Origin of the sequence: Paenalicyclobacillus ferrooxydans, assembly GCF_001399675.1 — a bacterium.
Taxonomy (GTDB): domain Bacteria; phylum Bacillota; class Bacilli; order Alicyclobacillales; family Alicyclobacillaceae; genus Alicyclobacillus_B; species Alicyclobacillus_B ferrooxydans.
On the sequence record NZ_LJCO01000017.1, the window covers coordinates 39318 to 56697 of the forward strand.

The following is a 17380-nucleotide window of genomic DNA, read 5'->3' on the forward strand; positions in this document are numbered from 1 at the left end:
AGCTCCTTATCACAGTTGGGACTCCAGTTCTTCCAATTCGGCAGCTAGCTTTTCCCATACGAGAAGCTGCTCAGTGTGTGTTTGGTCTAAGGTGTCGAGTTCACTTTGCAGTGCAAGCGTGCCCTCCACGTCCTGGTTCATGGCAGCCTCAGTCATTTCACGGCCGATCTCGTTTTGTCGCCGCTCAATTTCCTCAATCTTCATCTCTACAGCAGCAACCCGTTCTCGCGCCTTACGGAGGTCTGCAGAGCGGACGTGGCGTTTGGCATCACTTGAGCCGCCAGTCCCGACAGACTGTCCGGTTCCTGTCGTCGGCCTAGGTCCTGCACTCTGTCCCTTTCTCTCGTTCGCTCCCGGTTCGGTGCCTGTCCGAGTACTTGCATCATGCATGGTACCTGCACCCGTGCCCTTTGGAGAAACGGTGCTTGAAGTTGAATGGGCATTTCCTTGAGAAGGATTTTTCCGCACGGCTCCGTGCATACCGTGACCCTGGCGGATGCCGACAGAGCGTGACAAATCGTCGAGGTCTTCCGGGTCTGTCCCTTCCGGCTCCTCCCATTTCTCATCGTCTGCCCGTTTGCGCATGTAGTCACTGTAGTTGCCAATGTAGGTCGTAAAGCCCTCGGTATCCAGAACCACGACGTGTGTCGCAAGAGCATCGATAAAGTAACGGTCGTGGCTGACAAAAATCAGTGTTCCTTCGTAATCAGAGAGTGCATCCTCGAGCACTTCTTTCGCGAGTAAGTCGAGGTGGTTGGTCGGTTCGTCCATGACAAGGGTATTGGACCCTTGCAGCATCAGTCGACACAGGGAGAGTCGACTTCTCTCGCCGCCGCTTAAGCTGCCGACTGACTTGTTCACATCTTCGCCGCGAAATAAAAACCGGCCAAGTGCTGTTCGGACCGTTGTCTTGTCGAGTGTCGGGTATTCATCCCAGATCTCCTGAAGCACAGTCTTGTCGGCGTGCAGATACGACTGTTCTTGATCGTAGTAGCCGAGGTCCACGTTGGTACCAAATCGGATCGATCCCTGAATCGGCTTCAGTTGGCCGAGTAACGCTTTGAGAAAGGATGTCTTGCCGATCCCGTTCGGTCCAAGGATTGCGACCCGCTGCCCACGTGATACATAGAGGTTGAGCGGACCAGGCAGGAGTTTGTCCGGATATCCGACAACGAGATCGTGAACGTGGAGGACGTCTTTGCCCGAAGCTCTGTTGGTTGTAAACGCAAGGGCCATCTTCGGCGTGCCGCCAGACGGCTTTTCGAGTTTGGTCATCCGTTCCAACATTTTGCGTCGGCTTTGGGCACGCTTGGTGGTGGTAGCACGCACGATGTTTTTCTGAACGAACTCTTCCATGCGTTGAATTTCTTCTTGCTGCGCTTCATACCGCTTCAAATCTGACTCATAACGAGCTGATTTTTGGTCCACATAATCCGAGTAGTTACCGGTGTAGCGTGTTGTCTTTCCATCCTCGAGCTCGTACACCACGTTGACGACCTTATTGAGAAAGTAGCGATCGTGGGAGACAACAAGCAGTGCGCCGGCATAACCGCGCAGGTAGTCTTCGAGCCAAGTGAGCGTATCCGTGTCAAGGTAATTCGTTGGTTCGTCGAGGACCAGGACGTCTGGCTCTGTTGCGAGCAAACGGGCTAGTGACAGGCGTGTCTTCTGTCCACCGCTGAGGACGGAAACGGGCAAGCGATGCATCTCCTTTGGAAACTGCAACCCGTCCAGCACCCTGCGGATACGGGCCTCTACAGCATATCCATTCGCCTCTTCGAAGCGGTGCATGAGCTTATCGTAGGCACTCGTGATGTCCGCAAACCGCTCCTGGTCTTCATACACGGATGGGTCCGCGATCTGCTCTTGATACGTCTGTAACTGCGCTTCCATCGCGTAAATGTCTGAGAATGACTGTGCCACGTAAACGTAGACAACCGTGTCTTCGCCGGCCTCGACAAATTGGGCCACATACCCCACTTCCACGTCTTTTGCCACACTGAGATCGCCCGTGTCTGCCCGGTCTTCCCCGATTAGAATCCGAAGCAGCGTCGACTTTCCCGCACCGTTTACCCCGACCAGAGCTACTCGTTCGCCGCTTTGGACAACGACAGATGCATCCAGCAGAACCTCGTGACCCTCGTATTGTTTTGTAATATGACTTGCCTGCAGAAGTATCATGGTTGTCCCCTTGCGCTCATAGACTCTATCGAACTGGTTGTGTGGACGTGCACAACCCGACAATGCGTCCGCCCGTCTTTAGTCCACTTCAGTGTATCGCATGTCCGCTGGCTACGGCAATGAAGCTGGCGTTCTGACGAGGGGAACACAGATGGGCGGGCGATGAAGGGGGCGTTCTGAGTGAGTCCGGATTTTCCGATGCCGCACGGTTATGTCTGGCAGTATGAATGGATACGGTGGATACAGACTATCCATGCACCGTGGCTTGAGCGAGTACTTCATTACCTTACGATATTGGGGACAGAGCGGTTTTACGTTATCGTACTCCCGGTTATCTTTTGGGGGATTAGCAAGCAACTCGGATTACGACTGGCGTATGTCTTTCTGACTTCGATGTTTGTCAATGGGTGGATGAAAGACGCCTTGCGCGTGGTCCGTCCGATGGGCATCCCAGGCATTCAATCGTCTCATACGGCCACGGCGACAGGGTATGCGATGCCAAGTGGACACGCCCAAGGTTCGATCACGTTCTGGGGTTTGGTCGCTCGCTGGGTTGGCAAAGCGTGGTTCTGGATTCTCGCACTTCTCCTCGCTTTTGGTATTGGCGCTTCACGGGTCTACTTTGGTCTGCATTGGCCGCTTGATGTGATGATTGGTTGGTTGATAGGACTTGTGTTTGTGTTTGTCGGCTGGGGGCTCGGACGCTGGTGGAGTTATCGGCAGTTCGCGTTCAACGTGCGAATGACGTTTGCTGTGGGCATCCCGCTTGTGATGTTCATCATCCATACAGGCACAGCTTCCGCGCAATATGCGAGTCTCCTCCTTGGGATCGGCGTTGGTGCTGTTATGGAAGAACGCTGGCTTGGGCTGGAGTTGTCAGAAACCTGGTGGAAACGGGTTTGTGCCGTTGTCATCGGCATGGCAGGACTAATTGCGTTACAATGGTTCATAAAGTGGCCTGCAGATGTGCTGGTGTGGATCATTGTACGAGATGTGCTGATTGGCTTGTGGGCAACGTTCGGCGCTCCTTACGTGTTTTTGCGCAGCGGCTTATATCAGAAGAGTGAGGCCAGTCAGTAAGCGACGGACGGGCAAGGAGGAGTCAAATCACTTGAGTACCCAACAGAGCACCGAGAAAAAGCAGCTCAGGCGTCATTACATCAGGGTGCGTGGACAACTTTCAGAGGCGATGCGCAAAACCAAAGATGAACAGTTATGCGCAGGGCTGATGCCGTTTTTGTCTGACATCGCAAAGGGACTGGCAAATGGGCATGGGAACGACACCCATGGCACCATGACGGTTGCATTGTACCGCCCCATGGGCAGTGAAGTGAGTGTGTGGGAAATGGCTGAAGCCTTTGCGACTCTCGGTTGGCGAACGGTCGTTCCTGTGACAGATACCGAGGTGCGGCAATTACGCTTTGCGGCAGTGACCAGGGAAACCATCTGGCGCAGCGGCGCACTTGGAATTATCGAACCTGATTTGACAGACCGAGGCACGTCGCTTGTTGAGCCGGCTGAAGTTTCTGTGTTCTGCGTCCCAGGCCTTGCTTTTACGGAAGACGGATGGCGGCTCGGTTACGGAGGCGGCTATTACGACCGCCTGTTTTCTCACCCTGGGGTCACTGCGCGGCGCATCGGCGTTGCCTACGAGTGTCAGCTGGCGAGCACGCTTCCAGGAGAATCACATGATATTCGGATGCACGCTCTGGCCACAGAGAACGGGGTAAGGGAGTGCAAGGGCGTTGAGCTTCAGTAGTGAGCGCTTCACTGGTGATCGAGGACCGCTTGGGCATTCCATTGCCTTTGTGCTGGCGGGGGGCCAAAGCCGCCGGATGGGGCGGGACAAGCTGACCTTGGCCGTATCGAAACACCGCGATGAGGTGCATCTCACAGGTCGAGATGATGTGCTTCTCACAGGCCGCAATCAGGTGCATCCGACAGCTCGAGATGAGGTGCATCTCACAGGCCAACCGGAAACCATTCTTGAACATGTTGTCAAAGTGGTACGTGCTGTCGCGGATGTGGTGTGGATTTTGACCCCGCCCGAGCACGCTCTGGCGGCGAATGACTTTGAGCAGGGCTCTGACCTGCGCTCGCTTGCTGATGACGAGTTCTACCAGGGGCCATTGGCCGCCATTGCCCGTGCGTGGCCCCGTGCTGTGGACGCGATTGCTGATGACATGTTACAGGCTGAGTCTCGCGCTGACTCTGTAGACTGTGTGTTTGTCGTGGCAGGTGATCTGCCAGGGATTGAGCCAGATGTGCTCCGAGCATGCCGAGATCGTCTGCGAAGTGAAGCACCCAGTGTAGATGCAGTGCTCACAGAGCGCGAAGGTATGTTGCAACCACTGCTTGGTTGCTATCGGGCTAGGGCAGGTCAAGCGTTTGCGGCGGCTTTTTCAAACGGCGACAAGCGCTTGTTTCAGGCCGTTCAAGCCCTGCGTGTCGAGACGGTGTCGAGCGATGTCCAAGGTTGGTCAAAATGGGCAACGAGGCCTGTCCATACACCCGAGGACTACGCGGAATGGTTAAATGAAGCGGATCGACGAGAGGAATCTGCACGATCCGGTAAGGAACCACTGAAATCTGGTGAGAAACCACTGAAATTTGGTTGTGATCGCTTTCAAGGGTGAGTGCGTGATCGTTACAATAGATTTAGATACTGAACGGGTTTTGGTACGGAGCAGGAGGGGAGCGCAATGGTGAAAAGGGAGATACCCGTAGAACAGGCGATTGGAATGACGCTTGCACACGATCTGACCCGGATTGTCCCAGGCCAGTTTAAGGGGCGAGCCTTTGCAAAAGGTCACGTCATTCAACCGGAGGACGTGCCGGTTCTGTTGGATATTGGCAAACGTTACATATATGTCCTTGAGATTGGTTCGGATGAGCTGCATGAGAATGATGCTGCGGTCATCATGGCGGAAGCTGTAGCCGGTGACGGACTTGAATGGGGAGAAGTACACGAGGGAAAGGTTGTCCTGAAAGCGGTGACAGATGGTATGCTGTGGGTCAACCAAGAGGCAGTCACTGCGATGAACTTGATTGATGGAATCTCGATTACGACCCGCCCAAACCTTATCCACGTTACAAAAGGCACATCGGTTGCCGGAGTCAGACCGATTCCGCTGGTAATCGAGAAAAACAAGGTGGATGAAGTCGTCACCATCGCTAATGAGGTAAAAGACAAGCGTTCCGCCATCGACGTTCTCCCGTACAAGATGAAGACCGCCGCGTTGGTGACCACAGGAAGTGAGATTCAGTCAGGGCGCATTGAGGACAAGTCCGGCCCTGTGCTTCGTGCAAAGCTTGAAGCCTATGGCATCCAGGTGGGGCGACAAGTGTTCCCAGGTGATGAGAAAGATGCCATTGTCAGTGAAATCGTATCCGCAGCAGACCTCGGTGTGGACCTGGTACTCGTGACGGGAGGCATGTCCGTCGATCCCGATGATCGTTCCCCTGCATCCATTCGCGAGGCCGCAACACAGGTTGTTACGTACGGCACCCCGATGCTGCCGGGCTCAATGCTGATGCTTGCCTACCGCGGGAAGACAGCGATTTTTGGGTTGCCAGGCGCTGTTTTGCATGATGCGAAAACGTCGTTTGATGTATTGTTGCCACGAGTTTTGGCACGCATGAAGGTAACCAAGTCAGACATCGCGCAGCTCGGCGTAGGCGGGTGGCTCAATGAGTGATGGCAGAGGCCCGCTCATTATCGCCGTCGTGGGACGCCACAACGTTGGGAAAACGACGGTTGGGACCCGCATGGTGGAAGCATGGACGGAGATGGGCTTGCTGGTTGCCGCGCTAAAACACGACGGTCACGCCGATGACAGACGGATGGACAGGGAGTCTCGTTTTGACCGATCTGGGGATGACAGCGTGTCTGGTGTCGAGGAGTCTAGTGTCGAGGAGTCTAGTGTCGAGGAGTCTAGTGTCGAGGAGTCTAGTGTCGAGGAGTCTAGTGGCAAGGAGTCTAGTGGCAAGGAGTCTAGTGGCAAGGAGTCTAGTGGCAAGGAGTCTAGTGGCAAGGAACGCCACTCGCCAGCCGCCCGTCCTCGATCGGATGATTGGGAGAAACCGGGCAGCGACACAGAACGGTTGGTCACAGCGGGCGCCGCGATGACCATGATCGTGGGCGGCGGCCAAACATTGCTTCGTACCACTCGAGACACCGAGGCAGATGACGTCTACAAACTGCTGTCGCGTCTCGAGCAGCACGCGAACGCGGTTGGTCCAGCACTCGACATTATTCTGGTGGAAGGCTATAAATACACTGATCTGCCAAAAGTCGTTGTGATTGGACCTGAGGACCGTGAGTGTCTTTTGAATGAAGCATTTACCAGTGTGCAAGCGGTGATAGAGAGTCCATTATGGGAGTGGAGAGAGTCGCAAAGGCTCGGGAAAACTTTAAATCTCAGTAATTTACCAGCCAAGACTCTGAATGCGTCCTTTACTCAAAAACACCTGCCAGTGTATCATGGGAATAATCTACGAGATCTATGCAGGTCTCTATGGTACACCCACATTCGCGATAACTCGCTTTGAAGTCTCTCTCTAACTGTCGTCGTCATTACGCATTTCAGTGGTGTCTAGGTCGTGCGGGATTTCGGTGCAGGAGTTCAGAAACGAGGGTGTTGAATATTACAGGAGGTGACGCGTCGTGAATTTTGCTAACATCGGATGGTCCGGTCTCATATTAATTTTGGTTGCACTGCTCCTTGTGTTTGGTCCGAGCAAGCTTCCAGAGATTGGGAAGGCGTTCGGCAAGTCTTTGCGTGAGTTCAAGAGTGCCACGCAGGGTATGATGGAAGAAGGCGCTAAGGCAGCGAAGGAAGAGACAGTTCAGCCTGTTTCCGCCGTACAAGCTGCACCGGTTGTGCAACCTATCGAACTCAAGACCACCGCAGAAGAAGAGCAGAAGGCCAGTCAGTGAAGTGAGTGAAACAGCGGCGCAGATGTCTTTACATGCAGCCGCTGGATCCCCACAGAGCCAGGATGTTGCCTGAAGCGGATTGAACAGGAGACGTTTATGGCAGAGAACAACAAGATGAAGTTGACAGACCACCTCGCGGACTTGCGAAAACGCATCATCTACACGCTTGTCGTGTTTGTCGTTCTCCTGCTCGCGGGGTTGGCTGTCGTATCCAGACTCTACAGCTTCTTTGTGAACCCGCTGACAAAGGCGGGCTATCATTTGATTGTCACATCACCGGGTGAAGTCATCACGGTGTATTTGTCCATGGCCGGGGTTGTCAGTATCGGTCTAACGCTGCCGTTCGCCCTCTACCAGCTGTGGAAGTTTGTGAGTCCGGGACTTCGGCCGGTTGAACGTCGTTATACGCTCCAACTGTTGCCGTTCGTAGTGGTCATGTTCGTCGCTGGCGTTTGCTTTGCGTGGTTTATCATTTTTCCGACTATCCTTCATTTTCTGCTCAAAATCTCTAGTGAGCACTTTCAAGTGTTGATGCGTGCAGGTGCCTATTTTTCCTTTATGACAAGTATCTGTATTCCATTTGGGTTTGTGTTTGAACTTCCGATTGTGGTTGTATTCCTTACCCGACTCGGCATTATCACGCCAAAACTAATGCGGAAAATGCGTCGTTATGCTTACTTGGTGATTGTCTTGATCGGGGTGTTCATCAGCCCTCCGGAACTTGTATCTCATTTGAGTGTTGTTCTTCCCATGATCGCACTCTATGAAATCAGCATCCTACTGTCTGGCGTCGCTTTGAAACGGCGTGATCGGGCGTTGAGCAAGCTGAATCACACCGATTGACAAAGCTGCGGGCATTTCCTACTGATCCGATGCTGTTCGACATTTCCTTGAGCTGTCCACGGTGGGTTGTCCACAGTAGCTTTCGAGCTTATCTAGGCTGTCTATGATGTCCTTACGAACAGGACCAATTTTGTTTATCAACCCACTTGCAAAGAGAAGTGGGAGCGATTAATATATGGAATGTAATTAGCACTCAGTCGAATCGAGTGCTAACAAACAACCTACGCTAAGATTTGAGGAGGGTTTACACATGGTAAAACCGCTCGCAGACCGCGTGGTGCTCCGCCCGGTTGACCGCGAAGAAAAGACCCAGAGTGGGATTTTTCTTCCTGACACTGCGAAAGAGAAACCCCAGGAAGGCGAAATTGTAGCCGTTGGACCGGGTCGTGTGGAAGATGGAAAGCGCATTGAGCTTGAAGTCAAGGTTGGAGACCGCGTAATCTACTCCAAATACGCCGGCACAGAAGTTAAGGTTGGCGACCAAGAACTGCTTATTCTCCGCGAGAGCGACATTCTCGCGATTGTTGAACAGTAATCTACATATTCACCTGAGGAGGGAATCGCTGATATGGCAAAGGACATCAAGTTCCGCGAAGACGCACGCCGTGCAATGCTCCGTGGCGTCGATGCACTCGCTGATGCAGTGAAAGTGACTTTGGGGCCTAAGGGCCGCAACGTCGTTCTGGAAAAGAAGTTTGGCTCACCGCTCATCACCAATGACGGTGTGACGATTGCCAAGGAGATCGAACTCGAAGACCCATTCGAGAACATGGGCGCACAGCTGGTCAAGGAAGTTGCCACCAAGACGAACGACGTCGCTGGTGACGGTACTACCACAGCGACTGTGTTGGCACAAGCCATGATTCGCGAAGGCCTGAAGAATGTTGCTGCTGGCGCGAACCCGATGGTTCTCCGCCGCGGTATCGAAAAGGCTGTAGCTGCCGCTGTTGGTCACATCAAGGAGATCTCCAAGCAGGTAGAAGGCCGTGAGAACATTGCGCAGGTCGCAGGTATCTCCGCCGGATCGGACGAAATCGGCGTGTTGATTGCCGACGCAATGGAGAAGGTTGGCAAGGACGGCGTCATCACTGTTGAAGAGTCAAAGGGCTTCACCACTGAGCTCGAAGTCGTTGAAGGTATGCAGTTTGACCGCGGCTACAGCTCCCCGTACATGGTTACAGATACCGACAAGATGGAAGCGGTCCTCGACGATCCGTTCATCTTGATTACCGATAAGAAGATTGGCAACATCCAAGAGATCCTGCCGGTTCTCGAGCGCGTTGTGCAGTCTGGCCGTCCGCTGTTGCTGATTGCTGAAGACGTTGAGGGCGAAGCTCTTGCGACTTTGGTGGTCAACAAGCTGCGCGGTACTTTCACCGCTGTTGCGGTTAAGGCACCTGGCTTCGGCGACCGCCGCAAGGCCATGTTGCAAGACATCAGCATCCTGACTGGCGGCCAGGTTATCAGTGAAGAACTCGGCCTCGAATTGAAGAACACCAGCCTCGATCAACTCGGCCGTGCTCGTCAGGTCCGCGTAAGCAAAGAGAACACCATCATTGTTGACGGCAACGGCGACAAGAAGGAAATCGACGCTCGCGTTACTCAGATTAAGAAGCAGATTGAAGAAACCACTTCTGATTTCGACCGTGAGAAGCTGCAAGAGCGCTTGGCCAAATTGGCTGGTGGCGTTGCAGTCATCAAGGTCGGTGCTGCGACTGAGACTGAGTTGAAGGAAAAGAAACTGCGCATGGAAGACGCTCTGAATGCAACTCGTGCTGCAGTTGAAGAAGGGATCGTCTCCGGTGGTGGTACCGCACTGGTGAACGCCATCGCAGCACTTGGCAGTGTTGAAGCAACCGGCGACGAGTTGACCGGTGTGAACTTGGTCCGCAAGGCTCTCGAAGCACCTGTCCGCATGATTGCTGACAACGCTGGTGTGGAAGGTTCCATCATTGTGGAGCGCTTGAAGAAAGAAAACCCAGGATTCGGTTACAACGCTGCAACTGGCGAGTGGGTTGACATGATTGGCGCTGGTATCGTTGACCCTGCAAAGGTGACCCGTTCAGCTCTGCAGAACGCAGCCAGCGTAGCAGCAATGTTCCTGACCACCGAAGCTGTTGTTGCTGACAAGCCGGAGCCTGAGAAGGCACCTGCTGGCGGCATGGGCGGTATGGACGGCATGATGTAATAAAAGAGGATAGGAAGCGTCGCACTCCGGTGCGACGCAATCCACCTTGGTAAGGTTGGCCTGAGGCGGCACTTGATTTGCTGCCTTGGGCCAGCTTTTTTGCTGTTTGCTTTGCGACCCCAAATCGACGCAGCGAGCCCGACGCAGGGGCCCCCGCGGGGATTAAGTCGGTGCCAGCGACTTAACCGCGTGATTTTCCGGACTTAAGTCGGTTATACCGACTTAACCTTGCTGTTTTTTGGGCCTAAGTCGCTCAGGCCGACTTAGCGAGCCCGACGCAGGGGGCCCCGCGGGGATTAAGTCGGTGCCAGCGACTTAACCGCGTGATTTTCCGGACTTAAGTCGGTTATACCGACTTAACCTTGCTATTTTTTGGGCCTAAGTCGCTCAGGCCGACTTAGCGAGCCCGACGTTCCATCGACCGCGGCGAAAGTCCCAGCCTCCACGAGCCCAGCCCCCACCGCGGCGAAAGCCCCAGCCCTCACCAGCCGGGCTCTACCGGCCCAATCCTTCCACCAACTTCCGAATCTCCGAAAGATTGCTATCCAAACATCTCCTAAAGGTCTCCCGATGTAACACAAATCAAGGTACAATCGTCCATAGAGGTGAAATTCGGACAGGAGGTGCCAGATTGGCCCCAAACAAGACAGGAAAGAACCACTTTGACAGCTGGAACTCAGAAGTTTTACCTGTGGTGCAGAACATCTCGAAGGTCATCATCGGCAAGGATGATGTAATTCGACTGGTGTTCGTTGCATTGCTGGCTTCGGGACATTGTTTAATAGAGGACGTCCCTGGGGTAGGTAAAACGATGATGGTCCGGGCACTCGCAAAATCACTGAGCTGTGACTTTAAGCGTATCCAGTTCACACCGGATTTGCTGCCGTCTGATGTGACCGGTGTTTCGATATACAACCAAAAAACACAAGAGTTTGAGTTTCGTGCGGGTCCCATCTTCGGTCAGATTGTGCTTGCTGACGAAATCAACCGTACCTCGCCGAAAACCCAGTCTGCGCTTTTGGAAGCCCTTGAGGAGCGCAACGTGACCGCAGATGGACATACGTACACGCTGCCGACACCGTTTATGGTGCTCGCCACGGAAAACCCGATTGAGTTTGAAGGAACGTTTCCACTTCCGGAGGCACAGTTGGACAGGTTTTTGCTTAAGTTTTCGATGGGTTACCCAAGTATCAACGACGAGCTGAATATCCTTGACAGCCAGCGCGTTCGTCATCCGATTGAGAACCTGTCAGCGGTTGCAACACCTGCCAATGTCCTTGCGTGGCGTGCGGCTGCGGCTGATGTCTTCGTCGATCCCGCCGTACGACGTTACCTGGTGGAGATTGTCCAACATACACGGGGGCATGAACGGGTGTATCTTGGGGCGAGTCCACGCGCGAGTATTGCTCTGTTTAAAGCATCCCAGGCACTCGCGTTCTTGTCGGGAAGGACCTACGTCGTTCCGGATGACGTCAGATACCTGGCGCCGTACGTACTAGCGCATCGTGTACTGTTATCCGCAGACGCGAGGCTGTCTGGGATCAATGTGGCCCAATTTGTTGAGGAAGTGGTCGACAGAGTCGCAGTGCCGGTGCTGCAGGGAGCGGGACGACCATGACCTTGCGGCGAGCGGGCCTCTGGGCGCTGTCCTTTGTGGGTCTCGTGGCAGCTTTCATCTTTGGGAAAGTGCAAGGGGGATTTCTCGCGTGGTTTATCTTCGCGTTTATGCTTGTCCTTTGCTTGTATGAGTTGGTCACCGCACTCGTAGGGCTCAGATTTGTAGAATCTGAGCGAAGAATATCAGCGACGCGAATCTCTGCCGGCCAGTCCTTGCGGATCCAACTGATCGTCGAGCGACGGGGTTGGTGGCCGCTTGTGTGGCTGCGAGTCCAGGACGATCTTCCGCAACGCTGGGCGCTTGCTGTTTACGGAAACGAAAGAGTCCTGTTACCGCTTTGGGCTAGACAGATTGATTACACGTATCAAATCAATAACGTTCAAAGAGGCGTCTACCATATCGGGCGCACTGTGTTGCAGTCCGGCGATTTGCTTGGTCTGATGACGCAACAGCGGGAGCATGAGCGATTGGACAGTGTGATCGTCTACCCGCGCGTTGTTCCGGTGCGAGGATGGTCAACCACCCATCCGGAGGAGCTCGGTATGCGTGAGTCGACACGCAGACGCTCAGAAGAGTCCACAAACGTGCTGGGGGTCCGGGACTATGTTCCCGGAGACCGCCTGAGCCGTATTCACTGGCCCGCCACGGCAAGACGGGGAGCTTTGCTGGCGAAAGAGTTTGAGATGCACGTCTCGAGCGACCTGCTGTTTGTACCGGACGTGTCCATGATGAGCTATCGAGGACTGGATCCAGCCATTTTTGAACTGGCGATGACGGTCGTCGCGTCTCTGCTTAAACACGCATATGAGCGACACCGCAAGTTTTCGCTTACACTGCACGGAAATACCTTGCAGCGATTCCCGTCCGGAAGCGACGAAGCCTTGTTTCTGCATTGTCTTGAGGCGCTGGCTGTCGCATCTCCAGATGGAAAAACGCCTTTCGCGCAATCACTGCTGCGCATTGCCCAGGAGGCCCCTGCCGGAACCATCGTTGTAGTGGTGTCACCAAGTCTCGATAAGCAGATGGTTGTCACGGCTGAGCAGATGCGCCGGCGAACACCCCTCGAGTGGTTTGCGCCGATTGTCCAGAATGAGCTCACGGCAGATCAACGAAACTCGATTCGATTGTTGGAATCTATGCGCGTACCGGTTTATCCGTTGCGCCAGGCTGAACAGTTATCGCAGTTGGTGCGAGGGGGAGGTCATCATGCCGCAAACGTACGCTGAACGTCCGAATGTATTTTTTCGGATGGTTGTGGGTGTCTTGGCCGCCGCATGGTTGTACGCCTTTCTTCCACCGATGCAACACCTCGGACTGCTGCAGGGGGCTTCGACGATGCTCCCCGTCATGGCTGTACTCGTCGTCGGGCAGTTTTTCCCCTGGCGCTGGATCCGACCTCTTCTCGCCCTCTTCGCGATCCTGATCTATACAGGTTTCTGGTGGGTACAGGCCAACGGGCCAATAGCGGTCATGAAGCTTTTGCTTCGTGAAACAGGTGCTGATATCGTACAGGGTCTTCACACCATGCGATTCGGTGAACCACTCCAGACAGAATTGTTTTTGCTCGTGCTGTGTCTCGTCTACTGGTTGATTGTTTACGCGGCGTTACGTCCAAAACTGTGGGCGTTTTACAATTTGCTGGCTGTTTTGGTGCTCGGCATTGTCGACGGGAATACGCCCGTCCATCCAAATGCCTCTATCGTTGTGCAACTCTTGCTGTTTATTGCTCTGCTCGGGGTCATGCAGTATCGCAGGATTTCCGGCCAGTTGATTTACCGCGGACGGCCGGGTCTTCGCTTCTTCATGCCGCTGGTGGCACTGCTTGTGGTTGCTGCGGGGCTTGGTTTTATCGTGCCAAAGCCTGGGGCTGTGTGGGCCGATCCGTTTGCCCGGTTCGAGAATGGAACCAGCGGCGCCGGTCCTGCCATGAAACAGATCGGCTATCAGATGGACAATACACGCCTTGGCGGCTCGTTTGTTGCGAATCACGATCCGGTGCTTTCTTACATTTCACCAACCCCCACCTACCTGCGGGGAGCGGTTTATTCTCAGTACACTGGGCATGGCTGGCTGCCAGGCTCGTCCGACCTCCGTCCGCTCACGGTTGGTCAACAGATTCCATCTGCTGCGCAGCAGGTGAATCTTTCAAGCGGCGTGCAGTACACGCCCTTGACAGAACAGATCCGGGTCCTGTCCAACAAGCTGAATGTGCCGATCATCTTTGCAGCGTACTCGGCGCAGAAAATCGCCAGTGACCTGTCTTCCAGTAAAGGTGCCGGTATCGACGTCAATGCAGCGACGGACGTTCTGTACGGCCCGCCGCTCGCTGCAGGTCAGGTTTACACCATCACCAGTGAACAGATGCAACCGCCAGACGGCATTCTCAGTGCACTGCCGGCGTTGCCTAAAAATGCTGCTACCGCGTATCCGAGCTCGATCGCAAACGAGTATTTGCAACTGCCGTCAAGCCTTCCTTCTGATGTACATCAGCTGACACTGTCTCTGACTCAAGGCATGACGAGTGAATATGACATGGTCATGGCAGTACAGAACTACCTCAAGCTGAACTATGCGTATTCGACGGAGGGCATCCCGGTTCCGGGTCCGGGGCAAGACTATGTGAGCCAGTTCTTGTTCGATACGAAAAAGGGGTATTGCAACAACTTCTCCACCAGCATGGCTGTCATGCTGCGGACGATTGGCATTCCGACGCGTTGGGTGACGGGGTTTGCACCGGGAACCATGGACCCGCAGTACAACGGGACCAATGACCGCTTTATCGTCACCAATGCGGATGCTCATTCGTGGGTAGAGGTCTATTTTCCGAAGGTGGGTTGGGTTCCATTTGATCCAACTCCGAACTTTGATATGACGTTCGCTATTCCAAATACGCCAAATGCAACGGCACCTGTGACACCGCCGACAAAACCCGTTACACCGCCAACTCCGCCCGTAGTACAGCCAACCGGAGGTGGCAGCGGGGGAGGAAGTTCATTTCACATTCCTTGGAACACAATCCTGCATGGTGCAGCCTGGACACTCTTGGTCTTCGTGATTCTCGCGCTTGTGCTCGTGTTTCTGTTCCGACACCGTATTCAGGAGTGGCGTCACGGTCGAGCATGGCGATCCGATACGACGGAAGGCTTACAGCGGGGAGTCGTCCATTTGGTCCGACTACTCATTCGCTTCGGCGAACTCAAGAAACAGACGCCAACGATTCGAGATCTGTATCCCGCAGCACGGTCTTACGGTGTCGAGGAAGAGGATTTCCGTGACTTTGTTGAAACCTTTGAGGTAATTGCATACGGTGGGCTGAAAAAGCCAGACAAGTCGAGGCTAAAGAGGGTGCGAGGGATCTGGAATCACTGGGTCATCGAAGTCCTACGGCGCGGACGCTAGGCCTTCCGAGCCGACACCAGGCAGTGTGAGTGGACATCAGGCATCCTTATCACACGCCAGGCATTCATTGCGGATACCAGGGTTTTCTTATCGCACGCTAGAGCAATGCAAGTCGACATCAGGCCTTCTTAGCGGATGATAGGCAATGTAAGTCGACACTGAGGATTCAAATCTGGGGTTTTACGCGGTATCTTTTGTGTGTGCCGCGTAGAACCCCTTTGTTGTCTCTGGCTAAACCATCAGATTCTTTTACAATACATATTTCTGCTATAATGCATTGACGACGCGCTGTCGCCTTCAGTAGAATGATGTCGAATTCCAGAGCCTTCGTATAATGCCGGGGATATGGCCCTGCAGTTTCTACCAGACGACCGTAAATCGTTGGACTACGAGGAAGAGCAGAAATGTCGTCTCCCCATTATTATTTCTTGCTCTACACGGGAGTAGTTTACCCGATCCCTCGTATCACGTCCTTGGTTGTGGTCAACCTAGTGACGTAGAGGTGTCGGGTTTTTCAATTTATCAACTCAAGTCGCCATACGTTTACACGGTCATCCAGAACAACGGACAGATGAGTGAACCAGAACCTTGAACAGCCCACAAATGATTCTACATCTCTGCATTTGAAGGAGTGTGACGTGATTGAACGCAGCAACGGCAGGGCACTCTCATGAAGCGGTTGTCGTCCTTGACTTCGGAGGTCAGTACAATCAGCTGATTGCTCGGCGGATTCGCGAACTGCACGTCTTTTCTGAGCTGCTGCCACACACGGTAACGGCAGAGGAATTAAGACGGAAAAATCTCAAAGGCATCGTCTTCAGCGGTGGTCCCAACAGTGTATTTGCAGAGGGGGCCCCGGATGTCGATCCCGCTCTTTTTGACCTCGGCGTCCCCATACTCGGCATCTGCTACGGTATGCAGTTGCTTGCCAAGCGGTATCAAGCCCAGGTACGCCGCGGACACGTTCGAGAGTATGGTCGAGCGACGCTCCAGACAGCGGATCACGCAGGTACGCTGTTTGCCGGGCAACCGAAAGAACAACAGGTCTGGATGAGCCACAGCGATGCCGTCGTTGAGGTACCCGCAGGTTTTCAAGTCGATGCGGTCACGCCGAGCGGGACGATTGCGGCCATGAGTAATCCGGATGCACAGTTATATGCGGTGCAGCATCACCCGGAAGTCCGGCACACAGAACAGGGGCAAGAGCAGATCAAAAACTTCCTGTTTGAGGTGTGTCATTGTGAGGGTGACTGGACGATGGAATCCCTTGTAGACAGTGCCGTAGCCCAGATTAAAAGCCAAGTTGGTGACGAGCGAGTGCTTTGTGCCTTGTCAGGCGGCGTTGATTCTTCGGTAGCTGCTGCGCTTGTACATAGGGCCATTGGCCACCAACTGACAGCCGTGTTCGTCGATCACGGTCTGCTTCGCAAAGGTGAATCCGAGGCCGTCATGGGCACACTCGGGGAACAACTGGGTATTGACGTTGTGCGTGTCCATGCGAGTACACGCTTCATGGACAAGCTGGCCGGTGTATCTGAACCGGAACAAAAGCGCAAGATCATCGGAACAGAGTTCATTCGCGCATTTGAAGCAGAATCCGAGCGGCTGGGACCTTTTCGTTACCTGGTACAAGGGACTCTGTACACGGACATCATCGAAAGCGGCACGGCAACTGCTGCGACGATTAAATCTCATCATAACGTCGGCGGGCTCCCCGAGGACATGACATTTGAGATTATTGAACCGCTGAAGGAACTGTTTAAGGATGAGGTTCGGGAACTTGGCCAAGTGCTTGGTTTGCCGGCCGATCTGGTTTGGCGCCAGCCGTTCCCAGGCCCAGGTCTCGCGATTCGGGTCATCGGTGAGGTGACAGAAGAAAAACTACACGTCGTTCGTGAAACCGACGCGATTCTGCGGGACGAGATCGCCAAAGCCGGACTTGAGAGGGACGTATGGCAGTACTTCACGGTGCTCCCTGGCATTCAGAGCGTTGGGGTCATGGGGGATGAGCGGACGTACGCGCAGACGATTGCAATTCGTGCGGTGGCTTCTACAGAAGGCATGACTGCGGATTGGGCTCGAATTCCGTTTGATGTATTGGAGCGGATCTCAACACGCATGGTGAATGAAGTGCCGGAAGTGAACCGCGTCGTGTACGACATCACCTCGAAGCCGCCTGCGACGATTGAGTGGGAATAATCAGCACCGTAAG

At 54.1% G+C, this 17380-nt stretch carries 14 protein-coding genes and 1 riboswitch; of the genes, 13 read left to right on the forward strand and 1 reads right to left on the reverse strand.

What is annotated here, in order from left to right; translation table 11 throughout:
• Positions 1–9 precede the first annotated feature (9 nt).
• On the reverse strand, positions 10–2181 hold the full coding sequence (locus AN477_RS04390; RefSeq protein WP_054967962.1) for an ABC-F family ATP-binding cassette domain-containing protein: 2172 nt from the start codon (positions 2179–2181) through the stop codon (positions 10–12).
• A 180-nt stretch (positions 2182–2361) separates the two neighbouring features.
• On the opposite strand from AN477_RS04390, the gene AN477_RS04395 reads away from it, so the two are divergent.
• From AN477_RS04395 to guaA, 13 genes are all read left to right on the forward strand, one after another.
• On the forward strand, positions 2362–3261 hold the full coding sequence (locus tag AN477_RS04395; RefSeq protein ID WP_054967963.1) for a phosphatase PAP2 family protein: 900 nt from the start codon (positions 2362–2364) through the stop codon (positions 3259–3261).
• A gap of 31 nt (positions 3262–3292) precedes the next feature.
• Positions 3293–3940, forward strand: a complete 648-nt coding sequence (locus AN477_RS04400) for a 5-formyltetrahydrofolate cyclo-ligase (RefSeq protein WP_054967964.1) — start codon at positions 3293–3295, stop codon at positions 3938–3940.
• Entirely contained in the window at positions 3927–4817 is an 891-nt protein-coding gene (mobA, locus tag AN477_RS04405) for a molybdenum cofactor guanylyltransferase (RefSeq protein ID WP_054967965.1), read from the forward strand. Before AN477_RS04400 ends, mobA begins: the two co-directional genes overlap by 14 nt.
• 66 nt (positions 4818–4883) lie before the next feature.
• Positions 4884–5879: a molybdopterin-binding protein gene (locus AN477_RS04410; protein ID WP_054967966.1), complete on the forward strand. Its 996-nt coding sequence runs from the start codon at positions 4884–4886 to the stop codon at positions 5877–5879.
• A complete protein-coding gene (locus AN477_RS04415) occupies positions 5872–6732 on the forward strand; it encodes a molybdopterin-guanine dinucleotide biosynthesis protein B (RefSeq protein ID WP_054967967.1) in 861 nt (286 codons plus the stop codon). Before AN477_RS04410 ends, AN477_RS04415 begins: the two co-directional genes overlap by 8 nt.
• Before the next feature lie 115 nt (positions 6733–6847).
• Complete coding sequence (gene tatA, locus AN477_RS04420; protein WP_083485947.1) at positions 6848–7120, forward strand: twin-arginine translocase TatA/TatE family subunit; 273 nt, start codon at positions 6848–6850, stop codon at positions 7118–7120.
• Between the two features lie 96 nt (positions 7121–7216).
• Positions 7217–7963, forward strand: a complete 747-nt coding sequence (tatC, locus tag AN477_RS04425; RefSeq protein ID WP_054967968.1) for a twin-arginine translocase subunit TatC — start codon at positions 7217–7219, stop codon at positions 7961–7963.
• A gap of 250 nt (positions 7964–8213) precedes the next feature.
• Entirely contained in the window at positions 8214–8498 is a 285-nt protein-coding gene (gene groES / locus AN477_RS04430) for a co-chaperone GroES (RefSeq protein WP_054967969.1), read from the forward strand.
• Positions 8499–8531: 33 nt separating this feature from the next.
• Positions 8532–10151, forward strand: a complete 1620-nt coding sequence (gene groL / locus AN477_RS04435; RefSeq protein WP_054967970.1) for a chaperonin GroEL — start codon at positions 8532–8534, stop codon at positions 10149–10151.
• Between the two features lie 631 nt (positions 10152–10782).
• Positions 10783–11769: an AAA family ATPase gene (locus tag AN477_RS04440; RefSeq protein WP_054967971.1), complete on the forward strand. Its 987-nt coding sequence runs from the start codon at positions 10783–10785 to the stop codon at positions 11767–11769.
• Positions 11766–12995, forward strand: a complete 1230-nt coding sequence (locus tag AN477_RS04445) for a DUF58 domain-containing protein (RefSeq protein WP_054967972.1) — start codon at positions 11766–11768, stop codon at positions 12993–12995. The genes AN477_RS04440 and AN477_RS04445 overlap by 4 nt, the downstream gene beginning before the upstream one ends.
• Positions 12976–15168, forward strand: a complete 2193-nt coding sequence (locus AN477_RS04450) for a transglutaminase TgpA family protein (RefSeq protein ID WP_054967973.1) — start codon at positions 12976–12978, stop codon at positions 15166–15168. The genes AN477_RS04445 and AN477_RS04450 overlap by 20 nt, the downstream gene beginning before the upstream one ends.
• A gap of 307 nt (positions 15169–15475) precedes the next feature.
• Positions 15476–15577, forward strand: a riboswitch (purine riboswitch).
• A gap of 233 nt (positions 15578–15810) precedes the next feature.
• Positions 15811–17367: a glutamine-hydrolyzing GMP synthase gene (guaA, locus tag AN477_RS04455; RefSeq protein ID WP_054967974.1), complete on the forward strand. Its 1557-nt coding sequence runs from the start codon at positions 15811–15813 to the stop codon at positions 17365–17367.
• Positions 17368–17380: the final 13 nt, after the last annotated feature.

What these genes read in the sequence shown, in the direction of transcription:
- AN477_RS04450 (WP_054967973.1), top strand. Translation starts at nt 12,976, where the DNA reads ATGCCGCAAACGTACGCTGAACGTCCGAATGTATTTTTTCGGATGGTT.
- groES (WP_054967969.1), top strand. Translation starts at nt 8,214, where the DNA reads ATGGTAAAACCGCTCGCAGACCGCGTGGTGCTCCGCCCGGTTGACCGC.
- groL (WP_054967970.1), top strand. Translation starts at nt 8,532, where the DNA reads ATGGCAAAGGACATCAAGTTCCGCGAAGACGCACGCCGTGCAATGCTC.
- tatC (WP_054967968.1), top strand. Translation starts at nt 7,217, where the DNA reads ATGGCAGAGAACAACAAGATGAAGTTGACAGACCACCTCGCGGACTTG.
- AN477_RS04415 (WP_054967967.1), top strand. Translation starts at nt 5,872, where the DNA reads ATGAGTGATGGCAGAGGCCCGCTCATTATCGCCGTCGTGGGACGCCAC.
- AN477_RS04445 (WP_054967972.1), top strand. Translation starts at nt 11,766, where the DNA reads ATGACCTTGCGGCGAGCGGGCCTCTGGGCGCTGTCCTTTGTGGGTCTC.
- AN477_RS04390 (WP_054967962.1), bottom strand. Translation starts at nt 2,181, where the DNA reads ATGATACTTCTGCAGGCAAGTCATATTACAAAACAATACGAGGGTCAC.
- AN477_RS04410 (WP_054967966.1), top strand. Translation starts at nt 4,884, where the DNA reads ATGGTGAAAAGGGAGATACCCGTAGAACAGGCGATTGGAATGACGCTT.